We start from the raw sequence: 12,703 nt of genomic DNA on the forward strand, positions 1-12,703 counted from the left end.
GCGGAAGGGGCTAGACTCGGTCTATGGAAACCTACGCCTCCCCTCCGGCCCCGGCTCCCCAGGAGCGGACGCGGCTGCTCCCGGCCATGGCCAACGGCTTCCTCAACCGCTGCCCGCATTGCGGCGAGGGCCACGTCTTCGGCCGCTTCCTCAAGGTGCGCCCGGCTTGCGAGGCCTGCGGCCTGGAGATGGAGGGTCACCGGGCCGACGACCTGCCGCCCTATATCGTGATCTTCCTCGTGGGCCACATCATCGGCTACCTCGTGCTCGAGATCGAGATGGGCTACGACGTGCCGCTCTGGATTTCGATGACGGTGTGGCCGCTGCTCACCCTCGTCCTGGCGCTCGTGCTGTTGCAGCCGGTCAAGGGCGCGGTGATTGGCCTGCAATACACGTTCGGCATGCACGGTTTCGGCAAGTTGCCCCCCGCGCGCGGTGGGTCCGGCACGGGCACGGGGGAGAGACGCGGCGGTGAGGCAGGAAGCAGAGCAGGCGACGCCCCAAAGCTTGGATCAGCCTGATTCAGATCAGCCCGCTTCGCCTGCTGCCACGCCCCGCCCGGTGTTGTTGCGCCCGCGCGATGCCGCGACGCTGATCATTCTCGACCGGTCACGCAAGAAGCTGAAGCTGCTGATGGGCCGGCGCCATGCCGGCCTCGCCTTCATGGGCGGCAAGTTCGTGTTTCCCGGCGGACGGATCGAACCGTCCGACCGGATGATGCCGGTGGCCGGGGCCCTGTCGCAGCGGGCCGACGACGCCTTGCGCGCCAAGCTGCCGCGCGCACCCCACCATCTCGGCCGTTCCCTCGCGCTCGCCGCGATCCGCGAGACCTACGAGGAGACCGGCCTTCTCATCGGCACACGCGATTACGGCCCGCCGGAGACCGCGCCGGAGGGTGCGTGGCAGGCCTTCGCCGATGAAGGGGTGATGCCCGATCTCGAAACCCTGCATCTGGTGGCGCGGGCGATCACGCCGCCGAAGCGCCCCCGCCGCTTCGATACCCGCTTCTTCGCCGTCGATCGCAAGGCGGTGGTCACCGAGCGGCCCGGTATCGTTGGGCCGGATGCGGAACTGACCGAACTCGCCTGGGTCGATCTCGACGCCGCGCGCAAGCTTGACCTGCCGCGCATCACCCGCGTGATCCTCGACGATCTGGAAGCGGCGGCCGACGCCGGCTTCCCGCCCTACCGGCCGATCCCGTTCTACTTCGAGCGCCGCGGCAAAGGGGTGCGGGAGGAGATCTGAGCGGGACGGAATGCATCGTCGGCCCTGTCCGCACTGACAGAAATGCATCCTTTGATGCCTCAGAGGAGATTCTTAAGCGGCATCGGGCATCGTGGGACGGCAAGTGGAGCCGAAATCACCGATGCTCTCCGTCCTTCGCCGCTCCGATGCCGCGTCCATCTTCGACGCGCTCAACCGCTCCCAGGCGGTCATCACCTTCGCCATCGATGGGACGGTGCTCGATGCCAACGACAATTTCCTCTCACTGATGGGCTACACCCTCGGTGAGGTGCGCGGGCGGCATCATCGTCTGTTCGTGGACCCGCAGGAGGCGGAGAGCGCGGAGTACGAGGCGTTCTGGCAGGGCCTGCGCCGCGGCACGTTTCAGACGGCGGCCTATGGGCGTCTCACCAAGGACGGACGCAAGGTCTGGATCCGGGCGAGTTACAATCCGGTCCTCGACGCCGCCGGCCGCGTTCGGAAGATCGTCAAATTCGCCCTCGACGTGACGACCGAGCGGCTCGCCGCCGCCGAGACGGCGGGCCAGATCGCCGCGATCAGCCGGTCGCAGGCGGTGATCCAGTTCGACCTCGACGGGACGGTGCGCAGCGCCAACGCCAACTTCCTCGACGCCCTCGGCTACGCGCCGCACGAGGTGGAGGGCCGCCACCACAGCCAGTTCGTGCGGCCGGAAGAAGCGGCGTCCGCGGAGTACCGCGCCTTCTGGGAGGCGCTCGCCCGCGGCGAGTACCGGGCCGGCGAGTTCCTGCGCGTCGGCAAGGACGGGCGCGAGGTCTGGATCCAGGCGACCTACAACCCGATCCTCGATCCGTCCGGGCGCCCGTTCAAGGTCGTCAAATACGCCTCCGACATCACGGCGGCCAAGCGCGTCGCCGCTGACATGGCCGGAAAGGTCGAGGCCGCCCGCCGCTCGCAGGCGGTGATCGAGTTCGGCATGGACGGCACGGTGCTCGACGCCAACGACAACTTCCTGAACGCGCTCGGCTACACCCTTCCCGAGGTGCAGGGCCGGCATCACCGGATGTTCGTGACGCCCGAAATCGCCGCAAGCCCGGCCTATGCCGAGTTCTGGGCGACGCTGCGGGCGGGGCAGTTCACCTCCGCCGTCTACCAGCGGGTGGCCAAGGATGGTCGCGAGGTCTGGATTCAGGCCTCCTACAACCCGGTTCTCGACGCGGCCGGGCGCCCGTTCAAGATCGTGAAATACGCCTTCGACATCAGCCAGAGCATGGCGGTGCGCGCCAGCGCCCTCGCCATGGCCGAGCAGACGCTGGGCCGGGTGCGGGCGGTGGCCGGCGCGTCCGAGGAGATGCACCGCATCTCGGAATCAATCGCCGAGCAGATGAACCGCTCGCACGATGCGGTCGGCGACATTCAGACCCGCATGAGCGCCGCCGGCGTTCTCTCGGCAAAGCTCGACGACGCGGCTGCCGCGATGACCGGCGTGGTCGAGGTCATCACGGGCATTGCCGAGCAGATCAACCTGCTCGCCCTCAACGCCACGATCGAGGCCGCCCGCGCCGGTGCGGCCGGCCGCGGCTTCGCCGTCGTCGCCACCGAAGTGAAGAGCCTCGCCGAGCAGGCGCGCTCGGCCACCGCGCGCATCACCGGCGAGATCGGCGCCATGCAGGCGGTCTCACGGGATGTCGGCGGGGCGCTGGTCTCGACCGCGGCGGTGGTCGACACCGTGCAGGGCTTCATCGCGCAGACCACCGCGGACAGCACGCGGCAGCGGGCGACCACCGGTCAGGTCAGCACCGACATGCAGGCCACCGCCGCGAGCGTGGCGGAGTTTGCGAGCCGTCTCGACGCCTGGAATGTCGGGCTGGAAGAGCGGCGGGGTGAGGAGCGCCTTCGCTCCTCGCGCTCCGGCCATGTCGCGTTCGTGCCGGAGCGCGGGCGAACGGCGGGGACGCCGCAGAGCCGGCCCTGCACGGTTCTCAACCTCTCGGAGGGCGGTGCCAAGCTGGCACTCGAAGCCGCGGATCTGCCGGAGGTCGTCACGCTCCACATCGACGGCGAGCCGTCCCGGCGCTGCCGCGTCATACGGCGTGCCGCCGACGGGATCGGCGTTCAGTTCGTCTGATTCCGCGCGGCGTCTGGAACGGGCGTGGCCGACTTACTGGACGCTGCGCGCCGGGCCGCCTACCGGCGCGCGTCGGAGACCAGCGCGGCCAGCCCCTCGCGATAGGTCGGGAAGGCGAGCTGCACGCCGAGTTCCTCGCGGATCAGGCGGTTACGCACCCGCTTGTTCTCGCCGTAGAAGCTGCGCGCCATCGGGCTGAGGTCGGCGGTCTCGAAATCGACTTCCGGCGGCAGGGGCAGTCCGGTGAGCCTTGCTGCGTGCTCGGTCACCGTCTGCGGCGGGGCCGGCTCGTCGTCGGTGACGTTGTAGACCGCGCCCCCCCGTGGCCGCTCGATCGAGGCGGCCAGCGTCGCGGCGATGTCGGCGACGTGGATGCGGTTGAACACTTGCCCCGGCTTGACGATGCGCTGGGTGCGGCCGTCGCGCAGCTTCACGATCGGGTTGCGACCGGGGCCGTAGATGCCCGAGAGGCGAAACACCTGCACCGCTTTGCCGGTCTCGGCGCCGAGCGCGAGCCACGCATTCTCGACGGCGAGGCGGTCGCGCGAGCGGGCGCTCTTCGGCGTGGCGGGCGTCGCCTCGTCGATCCAGGCACCCCCCTGGTCGCCGTAGACGCCGATGGTCGAGAGATAGCCGATCCAGCCGATGCGGCTTTTCGCGATGGTGTCGCGGTAGCGGGCGAGCACCGTGTCGCCGTCCCGTCCCGGCGGGGCGGAGATCAGCAGCACGTCGGTGTCGGCGAGATCCTCGGCAATGCGGGGATCGTCCGCCTCCGGGCCGAAGGCCCGCAGGGTGAACCCGGTCTCGGCCGCGAGACTCCTGGCCCGCTCGGGTTCGGTCACCGTCGCCCGCACTGCGTTGAATCGCGCCCGTTCACGCTCGGCAAAATGCCGGGCGGAGAAGCCGAGGCCGAAAACGAACAGGTTCATGCGGTGTCAGGTCTCCCGTGGGCCGTCCGCTTCCATAGGGAGGGCGGCGGCCTCACGCCATTCCTCCCTCACATGCGCCTCCGTTTCCCCGTGTCCATGGGCGGCGAAGAGTTCGTGCAGCCGCGCCCGGGGCAACAACCGGCCGCAGGCCCAGACGGCGGCACCGCGCACCACCGGATCGGGCTCGACGAGACAGGCCACCGCCTCCGCGGCGAGGGCGGCATCACCGGAATTGCCGATGGCGATCAGCACGTTGCGCAGGAAGCGGTCGCGGCCGGTGCGCTTGATCGGCGTGCCGGCAAAGCGGGTGCGAAACCCCGCATCGTCGAGGCGGGCGAGTTCGGCGAGCGGCGGCGCGGCGAGATCGTCGCGGGCCGCCATGCGGCTCTCCCGCGCCGCACCCGCGAACTTGTTCCAGGGGCAGACCGCGAGGCAGTCATCGCAGCCGAACACCCGGTTGCCGATCTTTTCGCGGAATTCGGCGGGGATCGGGCCCTGATGCTCGATGGTGAGGTAGGCGATGCACCGGCGCGCATCGAGCTGGTAGGGGGCCGGGAAGGCATCCGTCGGGCAGATGTCGAGGCAGCGGCGGCAGGAGCCGCAATGGTCCGTCTCGGGCGCATCGGGTTCGAGTTCGGCGCGGGAAAAGATCGCGCCGAGCATCAGCCAGTTGCCGTGCTCGCGCGAGATCAGCACCGTGTGCTTGCCCTGCCAGCCGAGCCCGGCGGCCTGGGCCAGCGGCTTCTCCATGACGGGCGCGGTATCGACGAAGACCTTCACCGGCTGGCCGGAGCAGGCGGAGAGGAAGCCGCCGAGTTCCTTCAGCTTGCCCTTGATGACATCGTGATAGTCGCGCCGTTGCGCATAGGCGGCGATGGCGGCGCGATCCTTCAGCCGCACGAGTTCGAGGGGTCGCGCTCAGGGCCCGCATTCATGCCGAGCATGACGATGCTGCGGGTCTCGGCCCACAGGGCGGAGGGCGCGGCGCGCTGGTCGGCCCGCTCCTCCATCCAGTCCATCGTGCCGTGATGGCCCGCCGCGAGCCATGCCGGCAAGCGCTCGCGCAGGTCCGGCACGGCGTCGGGACGGGTGACGCGGAACGCCTCGAAGCCGAGACGGCGCGCGCGCGTCTCGATGGTCTCGCGTAGGGCGCGGCCCGTGAGGACGATCTTTTCGGGCTTCAGAAATCCAGATCCGCGTAGTGCGCGGCTGCCGGCATCCCCGGTGCCCGGTCGGCCAGCAGCGCGCGGAAGGACGGGCGGGATTTCACCCGCGCGTACCAGTCCTTCGCCATCTCGTCCTCGTCCCATGGCACGTCGCCGAGATAGTCCACGCAGGAAAGGTGGGCCGCCGCCGCGAGGTCGGCATAGGTCAGATCGTTGCCAGCGAGCCAGCGGCGCTGCCCGATCAGGTAACCGACATATTGGAGGTGATAGCGCACGTTGGTGCGCGCCGCACGAATGGCGTTCATGTCCGGCGGGCCGCCTCCGGCGGAGGAGGGCATGAAGCGCTTGTCGATCTTCTCGGTGACGAGATACTCGGTCACCTCGCTGTTGAACTTGACGAGAAACCAATCGAGCAGGCGCCGCACCTCCACCCGCGCCTGAGTCGTGTCGGGCAGAAGCCGCCGCCCGGCGAGGCCGAGCCCCCGCGTCTCGTCGAGATATTCCGCGATCACGCCCGCTCCGGGAATGGCGAGCCCGGTCTGCTCCACCAGCACCGGCGTGGTGCCGGCCGGATTGACGATGAGGAAGTCGCGGCGGCGCTCCCAGGCCCGTTCCTCGACGAGAGTCGGCTCCATCCCCATCTCGGCCAGGACGAGGCGGATGAAGCGCGAGTTCGGGCAGAACGGGGAGTGATAGAGCGTCGCCATCGAGGCCGTGGTTCAGCGGTAAAGAAGGCAGAGCCCTGGGCAGACCGTGTCGCACCGGCGAAATTGGGGCGACGCGCCAGGATTATTTCTCCAACGTTGCCACCTCATTAACAAACCCGCCGCAACCCGGTAACCGCCCGTCAACCCTACCGCCGCAAAGCTGCCGCATCGCCGTCGTCTGCCGCGCCCTGAATCGCCGGCACATCGGCGTGGGGAACAGCAGGCTTATGGATCTCGTCCTGATCGCGAAGGCGCTCGTGCTCGCCGTGGTGGAAGGCGCCACCGAGTTCATCCCGGTCTCCTCGACCGGGCATCAGCTCCTCATCGGCCACTTCATCGGCTTCCACTCGCCCAACAATACCTTCGAGGTGCTTATCCAATTGGGCGCGATCCTGGCGATCCTGTTCGTCTACTTCGGCCGGCTGTGGAGCATCGCCACCGCGCTGCCGAACGATCCGCGGGCGCGCCGCTTCGTGCTCGCGATCCTCATCGCCTTCCTGCCCGCGGCGATCGTGGGCGGTCTCTTCTCCAAGTACATCAAGCTCTACCTGTTCAACCCGTGGATCGTCTGCGCCACGCTGGTGGCCGGCGGCATCGTGCTCCTCATCATCGACGACACGGTCGGCGAGCCGAAAGCGGCTCAAAATGATGGAACGCACGACGGTCCGACCGAGCATCCGCGCAAGACCGACGTGTTCGAGTTCAGCCTGCCGATGGCGCTCAAGATCGGTCTGTTTCAATGCGTGGCGATGATCCCCGGCGTGTCGCGCTCCGGCGCCACCATCGTCGGCGCGATGCTGATGGGGGCGAGCAAGCGCTCGGCCACCGAGTTCTCGTTCTACCTCGCCATGCCGACCATGGCCGGCGCCTTCGCCAAGGACCTGCTCGACAACTACAAGAACCTCTCCTCCAACGACGCGCTGCTGATCGTCATCGGCTTCGTCGCCGCCTTCATCTCGGCCTTGATCGTGGTGCGGACGGTGCTCGACTACGTCTCCCGCCACGGCTTCTGGCTGTTCGCGTGGTGGCGCATCATCGTCGGCTCGCTCGGCTTCGCGGGACTGATTCTTTTTAGCTGAGCCTTCAGGATTTTGAGCGAGGCGGAGGCGGCAACCTGGACTAAAGTCGGTTGTCGCCTGCCCGCGCCCCGTGCGAGGGCTTGCGGCCAAGTCGCCGCTCTTTGAAGAAGCGGTCGGGAAACGCCGAATCGTCAAGGTCTCGCCCAAGATGGAAGATCGTCCGCTCGCCGAGTTGTTCGAGCCCGCCACCCGCGAGCGCTGGCGCCAAGCCATCGAAGCCGCGCTGAAGGGGGCGGACTTCGAGAAGCGTCTCGTGTCGAAGACCGCCGACGGCCTGCGCATCGAGCCCTTTTACGAGCCGGCGGCTTCGGTGGCCCAGCCGGTGCGGGCGCCCGGCCCGTGGCGTCTGGCGCAGCGCATCGACCATCCCGATGCCGAGAAGGCCGGGGCACAGGCGCTGGCTGACCTCGAAGGCGGGGCCGATGCGCTGGTCCTCGTCCATTGCGACGCCCGTGCCGCCCGCGGCTTCGGCCTCGAATTTCCGTCCGTCGATGCGCTGGATGCGGCGCTGACGGGCGTGATGCTTCCGCTCATCGCCCTGCGGCTCGATGCCGGTCCGGCCGGATTCGAGACGGCGGCGCTTCTCAAGCAACTGATCGAGCGCCGCGGCGACGACCCGTCCGCGCTCGACCTCGATCTCGGTCTCGACCCGATCGGCACCCGCGCCGCCACCGGCCGGCTCGACCAGGGGTGGGAGGCACGCCTCTCCGAGATCGTCACCGCCTTCGCCGGATACCGTGGGCGCGCGGCCTTGGCCGACGCCCGGCCCTATCACGAGGCGGGGGCGAGCGAGGTGCAGGAACTGGCCGCCGTGCTCGCGACGGCGGTCGCCTATCTGCGGGCGCTGGAGGCCGGCGGCCACGATCTGGCGCTCGCGCGCGACCAGATCGCGGTCCTGCTGGTGGCGGATGCCGACGAATTCCTGACCATCGCCAAGTTCCGGGCGATCCGGCGGCTCTGGGCCCGGGTCGAGCAGGCCTGCGGCCTCGAGCCGAAGCCGCTGCGGGTCCTGGCCGAGACCGCGTGGCGGATGATGAGCCGCCGTGACCCATTCGTGAACATCCTGCGCACCACCATGGCCTCGGCCTCCGCCGGCCTCGGCGGGGCGGATTCGGTGACCGCGCTGCCCTACACCCTGGCGCTCGGTCTGCCCGACGCCTTTGCCCGGCGGGTGGTGCGCAACAGCCAGATCGTGCTGATCGAGGAATCGAACCTCGCCAAGGTCTCCGATCCGGCGGCCGGCGCGGGCGGCTTCGAGGCGCTGACCACCGAACTGACCGAGAAGGCCTGGGCGGCCTTCCAAGAGATCGAGCGAGAGGGCGGGATCGCCGCGAGCCTGGAGTCCGGCGCCTTCGCGGGTCGGATCGCGGCGGTGGCGCAGGCCCGGGCACGGGCGGTGGCAACCCGCAAGGAGCCGCTGACCGGCGCCAGCGAGTTCCCCTTCCTCGCCGAGAAGCCGGTGACGGTGCTCGACGTGGCGCCGAACCCCGCCGCTTCCTCAGAGGGGGCCTTGCCCTCGCAACGCCTCGCCGAACCCTACGAGGCCCTGCGCGACGCCTCCGACGCCGTCCGCGAGCGGACGGGCAAGCGCCCGGCGGTCTTCCTGGCCAATCTCGGTCCCGTGGCGGTTCACAATGCCCGCTCGACCTTCGCTGCCAACGCCTTCGCTGCGGGTGGCATCGAGGCCATCGGCAATGACGGCTTCTCCGACATGCAGGCCCTGGCCGATGCCTTCAAGGCGTCGGGCGCGCGGATCGCCTGCCTGTGCTCGTCCGACACCGTCTACCAGACCGAGGCCGTGCCCGCGGCCGAGGCACTAAAGGCGGCCGGCGCCGGCACGATCTACCTCGCCGGCAAACCCGCCGAGGCCGAGGCTCTGCGCCAAGCGGGCGTCGAAGGCTTCCTGTTCGCCGGTTGCGACCTGTTGGCGCTCCTGCGGGAAGCGGCCGAGCGCGCGAAGGGCTGACTAACACTCAAGGCCGCGTGAGCAACCTTGACACTGCGGGACGCAAGACGATCTTCCGGCTGAAACGGGCCGACACGGCCCCATGCCCTGAGCCGGATGTCATCCCCATGCGCCTTCCGATCCTTGCCGTCGCCACCTTTGCCATCGCCGTCGGCAGCGCCGGAACATCGGAGGCGGCCAAGCGCAAGGTGCAGGTGCCGCATCGCTACGACGGCCGCTGGAGCATCGAGGTCGTGACCCTCGACGGCCCCTGCGACCGGGCCTATCGCTACGGCATCCAGATCCAGCGCGGCGAGGCCGTCTACAGCGGCGGAGAGGTCGGGATCAGTGGGCGCGTCGCGGCAAACGGGACGGTGCGCGGCACCATCTCCCGCGGCAGCGATGCTGCCCAGGTGTTCGGGCGGTTGTCTGCCAACGGGACCGGCGCCGGCCGCTGGTCGACCCTCGGCGACGGCCCGATCAGCTGCAACGGCAGCTGGAACGCGATGCGGCGCGGCTGATTTCGCCGTTCAGGCTGCGTCGGCGCGGAGCGGGTCGTATGGATCGTGCTGTGGCGGCCCGGCGACAGATTCGGATTTGTTCCGCGCTGCGGCACGGGCGAGCGGTTTTCGCCCTAGATCCGGCGCGATCTTCGGCGAACACTGGCGGCGTTCCATACTCGTTCGAGGCGCCCCATGAGAGCCGTGATGAGAGCCTTGCCGTTCGTCGGTCTTGCCTTCGTCCTGCTCGGCCCCGCGGCCGAGGCGCGTCCGGCCCGGCAGCACGTGGCCGGCTCCGAGCACGCGGTGCTGGCGCCGCTCGAGGAAGCGGCAACGGCGTGCTTTGCCGAAACCGTGGTCTCCAACCCGAAGGCGATGCGGCTCGCGCGGGACGGGCGCTGGTACGAGGCGGCCGGAGTGACCGGCTTCCTGTGTCGCCCTGAGGTCGATCGCATGGCGGTCGCCCACGACCGGATCTACGGCCCCGGCACCGGCGCCCGCTACTTCAAGGGGGCCTACGCCCGCCACCTCGACAAGCAGCTCGCCGCCCGCCTGCAGCCTGTTCTGGAGACGAAGGCCATGGCGAGCGCCGAGCCGCCGGCCGAGAAGGCCGCGCTCATCGACAGCGCGATGGAATCCGCGCCCGGAAGCGCGGATCACTGAGCCGGGCAGGCGGGGTTTCGCTTTACCGAATCCGCCGCCAGGTCTGGCGCTTGCACAGAACGCTGAGCACGCAACCCGCCACCTCGATGGTGTCGGGCCCCTTCGGCGTGACGCTGCCCGAATAGGTCTTGCCGTCGTTCGGATTGTAGAGGCTGCCCTCGAAGCCGTTGCCGCTCGGGGTGCCGGCCTGCATGATCTGCACGCCGACGAGCTTGCGCGAACGCAGCGCCGGATCGGGGTTCTGCGCGTCGAGCCCGGCGCCGGCGGTCGCGGCGATCACACCGCAATAGCCGCCGCCGCAACGGGCGATGCGCACGGTTGAGCCCGCCGTCTCCGTCTGCCATGTGCCGGAGAGGTCCGAGGCCTTTTGCGCGAGGGCGCCTGTGCCGGACACGGCAAGCAGCAGCGCCGCGGCGAAGACGTGCATCGGGCGATGGCGTGAACGGTTGGCGCGCGGCGTCGTCATTCGAGCTTCCCTCCTCGCCGACAGTGACCGCCGGCCGGCGCGAGCGGTAGTCAGCCCGCCACGGTTACGCAAGGAGCGGGATATGAGGCCGCATGACGATGCGGCCTTGACTTCGCCGCCTTCGCGCGGCCTACGCCCACGGCGAGCCGATACGGACAAGTCAGGAGCGGTGGATGCAGGTCATCGATACTGAAATTCCGGCGGTCAAACGGGTGATCCCGAAGCGCCACGGCGACGACCGCGGCTGGTTCTCCGAGATCTACCGGGCCGATATCCTGTCCGAGCACGGGATCGCCAATGCCTTCGTGCAAGACAACCAATCCTTCTCCGCGCCCGCCGGCACGATCCGGGGCCTGCACTTCCAAGTCGCACCCAACGCCCAGGCCAAGCTGATCCGGGTGCTCGCCGGCGCGATCCTCGATGTCGCCGTCGATCTGCGCTCCGACTCCCCGAGCTACGGCCGCCACGTCGCCGTGCGGCTCGATGCGACCGGCGGCGAGCAGCTTTTCGTGCCCGCCGGCTTTGCCCATGGCTTCTGCACCCTGGAGCCGGACACCATGGTCGCCTACAAGGTCGACGCCTATTACAGCCCGGCCGACGACCGGAACCTGCGCTGGAACGATCCGGCGATCGGCATCGCGTGGCCGGTGGCCGAAGCGGATGCGATCCTCTCGGGCAAGGACAAGGCTGCGCCGCTTCTGGCCGATCTCGGGCGGGTGTTCTGAGTCAAGGTATCGAGATCGTTCGGTCGGGCGGATTGAACCCGACCTCAGGTTGGCGTAGGCGCGGCCGAGCGTGGCCCTTGCCCATCCCGCGGATGCCGACCCCGCGGACAGGAATTGGACGGAGTTCGGATCGATGCGCATTCTGGTAACGGGCGGCTGCGGCTTCATCGGCTCCGCCCTCGTGCTGCATCTGGTGCAGGATCTCGGCCACGAGGTGCTCACCCTCGACGCCATGACCTACGCCGCCAACCCGATCTCGCTGCAGCCGCTGGCGGACGATCCGCGCCACCGCCTGGAACAGGCCGACATCTGCGATCCGGCGCGCGTCCACGCCCTCTACGCCGAGTTCAGGCCCGAGGCGGTGATGCATCTGGCCGCCGAGAGCCATGTCGATCGCTCGATCACCGATCCGGGTGCCTTCGTGCGCACCAACGTCATCGGCACCCAGGTCATGCTCGACGGCGCCCGCACCCATTGGGAAAGCCTCGACCGCGAGGCCAAGGCGACGTTCCGCTTCCTCCACGTCTCGACCGACGAGGTCTACGGCTCGCTGCCGCCGGACGCGTTCTTCACCGAGGAGAGCCGCTACGATCCGCGCTCGCCCTACTCGGCGTCAAAGGCGGCCTCCGACCATCTCGCCCGCGCCTGGCACGAGACCTACGGCCTGCCGGTTCTGGTGACGAACTGCTCGAACAATTACGGCCCGCGCCACTTCCCCGAGAAGCTGATCCCGCTGATGATCCTGGCCGCGCTGGAGGGCAAGCCGCTCCCGGTCTACGGCGACGGCCTGAACGAGCGCGACTGGATCCATGTCGAGGACCATGCCCGCGGCCTCGTCGCGGTGCTGGAGCGCGGCCGGCTCGGCGAGACCTACCTCCTGGGCGGGCGCTCGGTGCGGAATAACCTCGCCGTGGTGAAGGCGCTTTGTGCCGCCTTCGACCAGCTCAAGCCCGAGAACGGCCCGCACGAGCGCCTGATCAGCTTCGTCGCCGACCGGCCCGGCCACGACCGCCGCTACGCGATCGACCCGTCGAAGGCGGAAGCCGAGGTCGGCTGGCGGCCGACCAAGGTGTTCGAGCAGGCGCTGACGGAAACCGTGCGCTGGTACCTCGACAACGAGGCGTGGTGGCGCCCGATCCGCGAGGGCCGCTATTCCGGCGAGCGCCTCGGCCTCGCGCCCAAGAGCGCCTGA

Annotated in this window: 12 protein-coding genes and 1 pseudogene; 9 read left to right on the forward strand and 4 right to left on the reverse strand. The window is 69.3% G+C overall.

Annotated features, from left to right (window positions below; genetic code table 11):
* The first annotated feature begins 23 nt into the window (after positions 1–23).
* The 3 genes from MSPGM_RS12030 to MSPGM_RS12040 all read left to right on the forward strand — a co-directional run bounded on the left by MSPGM_RS12030 (position 24) and on the right by MSPGM_RS12040 (position 3,331).
* Positions 24–521: a DUF983 domain-containing protein gene (locus MSPGM_RS12030; RefSeq protein WP_003600516.1), complete on the forward strand. Its 498-nt coding sequence runs from the start codon at positions 24–26 to the stop codon at positions 519–521.
* Positions 472–1,245, forward strand: a complete 774-nt coding sequence (locus MSPGM_RS12035; protein ID WP_003600514.1) for an NUDIX hydrolase — start codon at positions 472–474, stop codon at positions 1,243–1,245. Before MSPGM_RS12030 ends, MSPGM_RS12035 begins: the two co-directional genes overlap by 50 nt.
* 121 nt (positions 1,246–1,366) lie before the next feature.
* Positions 1,367–3,331 (forward strand): PAS domain-containing protein, encoded by a 1,965-nt coding sequence (locus MSPGM_RS12040; protein ID WP_209688576.1) that lies wholly within the window; start codon positions 1,367–1,369, stop codon positions 3,329–3,331.
* A gap of 59 nt (positions 3,332–3,390) precedes the next feature.
* Here the strand turns inward: MSPGM_RS12040 and MSPGM_RS12045 are convergent, their stop codons facing one another.
* The 3 genes and pseudogenes from MSPGM_RS12045 to MSPGM_RS12055 all read right to left on the reverse strand — a co-directional run bounded on the left by MSPGM_RS12045 (position 3,391) and on the right by MSPGM_RS12055 (position 6,133).
* On the reverse strand, positions 3,391–4,260 hold the full coding sequence (locus tag MSPGM_RS12045) for an SDR family oxidoreductase (RefSeq protein ID WP_003600511.1): 870 nt from the start codon (positions 4,258–4,260) through the stop codon (positions 3,391–3,393).
* Positions 4,261–4,266: 6 nt separating this feature from the next.
* A pseudogene (gene queG / locus MSPGM_RS12050) lies at positions 4,267–5,336 on the reverse strand (tRNA epoxyqueuosine(34) reductase QueG).
* Positions 5,337–5,440: 104 nt separating this feature from the next.
* Complete coding sequence (locus MSPGM_RS12055; protein WP_003600508.1) at positions 5,441–6,133, reverse strand: glutathione S-transferase family protein; 693 nt, start codon at positions 6,131–6,133, stop codon at positions 5,441–5,443.
* Between the two features lie 227 nt (positions 6,134–6,360).
* Between MSPGM_RS12055 and MSPGM_RS12060 the strand changes: the two genes are divergently transcribed.
* From MSPGM_RS12060 to MSPGM_RS12075, 4 genes are all read left to right on the forward strand, one after another.
* Positions 6,361–7,212 (forward strand): undecaprenyl-diphosphate phosphatase, encoded by an 852-nt coding sequence (locus MSPGM_RS12060; protein WP_003600507.1) that lies wholly within the window; start codon positions 6,361–6,363, stop codon positions 7,210–7,212.
* A gap of 148 nt (positions 7,213–7,360) precedes the next feature.
* Positions 7,361–9,178, forward strand: a complete 1,818-nt coding sequence (locus MSPGM_RS12065) for a methylmalonyl-CoA mutase subunit beta (RefSeq protein WP_003600506.1) — start codon at positions 7,361–7,363, stop codon at positions 9,176–9,178.
* A gap of 107 nt (positions 9,179–9,285) precedes the next feature.
* Positions 9,286–9,678, forward strand: a complete 393-nt coding sequence (locus tag MSPGM_RS12070) for a hypothetical protein (protein ID WP_003600505.1) — start codon at positions 9,286–9,288, stop codon at positions 9,676–9,678.
* 174 nt (positions 9,679–9,852) lie between these two features.
* On the forward strand, positions 9,853–10,320 hold the full coding sequence (locus MSPGM_RS12075; RefSeq protein WP_003600504.1) for a hypothetical protein: 468 nt from the start codon (positions 9,853–9,855) through the stop codon (positions 10,318–10,320).
* 22 nt (positions 10,321–10,342) lie between these two features.
* Here the strand turns inward: MSPGM_RS12075 and MSPGM_RS12080 are convergent, their stop codons facing one another.
* Entirely contained in the window at positions 10,343–10,786 is a 444-nt protein-coding gene (locus MSPGM_RS12080; RefSeq protein ID WP_003600503.1) for a DUF2147 domain-containing protein, read from the reverse strand.
* 173 nt (positions 10,787–10,959) lie between these two features.
* Here MSPGM_RS12080 and rfbC point away from each other — a divergent pair, with 173 nt between their 5' ends.
* Both rfbC and rfbB read left to right on the forward strand, forming a co-directional pair.
* Complete coding sequence (gene rfbC, locus MSPGM_RS12085; RefSeq protein WP_012752844.1) at positions 10,960–11,511, forward strand: dTDP-4-dehydrorhamnose 3,5-epimerase; 552 nt, start codon at positions 10,960–10,962, stop codon at positions 11,509–11,511.
* 133 nt (positions 11,512–11,644) lie between these two features.
* Positions 11,645–12,703: a dTDP-glucose 4,6-dehydratase gene (gene rfbB / locus MSPGM_RS12090; RefSeq protein ID WP_003602115.1), complete on the forward strand. Its 1,059-nt coding sequence runs from the start codon at positions 11,645–11,647 to the stop codon at positions 12,701–12,703.

This window comes from Methylorubrum sp. GM97 (assembly GCF_024347855.1).
GTDB lineage: Bacteria > Pseudomonadota > Alphaproteobacteria > Rhizobiales > Beijerinckiaceae > Methylobacterium > Methylobacterium extorquens.

Coding starts and splice junctions, on each gene's coding strand:
- rfbB (WP_003602115.1), top strand. CDS start 11,645: ATGCGCATTCTGGTAACGGGCGGCTGCGGCTTCATCGGCTCCGCCCTC.
- rfbC (WP_012752844.1), top strand. CDS start 10,960: ATGCAGGTCATCGATACTGAAATTCCGGCGGTCAAACGGGTGATCCCG.
- MSPGM_RS12060 (WP_003600507.1), top strand. CDS start 6,361: ATGGATCTCGTCCTGATCGCGAAGGCGCTCGTGCTCGCCGTGGTGGAA.
- MSPGM_RS12030 (WP_003600516.1), top strand. CDS start 24: ATGGAAACCTACGCCTCCCCTCCGGCCCCGGCTCCCCAGGAGCGGACG.
- MSPGM_RS12040 (WP_209688576.1), top strand. CDS start 1,367: ATGCTCTCCGTCCTTCGCCGCTCCGATGCCGCGTCCATCTTCGACGCG.
- MSPGM_RS12065 (WP_003600506.1), top strand. CDS start 7,361: ATGGAAGATCGTCCGCTCGCCGAGTTGTTCGAGCCCGCCACCCGCGAG.
- MSPGM_RS12045 (WP_003600511.1), bottom strand. CDS start 4,260: ATGAACCTGTTCGTTTTCGGCCTCGGCTTCTCCGCCCGGCATTTTGCC.
- MSPGM_RS12075 (WP_003600504.1), top strand. CDS start 9,853: ATGAGAGCCGTGATGAGAGCCTTGCCGTTCGTCGGTCTTGCCTTCGTC.
- MSPGM_RS12055 (WP_003600508.1), bottom strand. CDS start 6,133: ATGGCGACGCTCTATCACTCCCCGTTCTGCCCGAACTCGCGCTTCATC.
- MSPGM_RS12080 (WP_003600503.1), bottom strand. CDS start 10,786: ATGACGACGCCGCGCGCCAACCGTTCACGCCATCGCCCGATGCACGTC.
- MSPGM_RS12070 (WP_003600505.1), top strand. CDS start 9,286: ATGCGCCTTCCGATCCTTGCCGTCGCCACCTTTGCCATCGCCGTCGGC.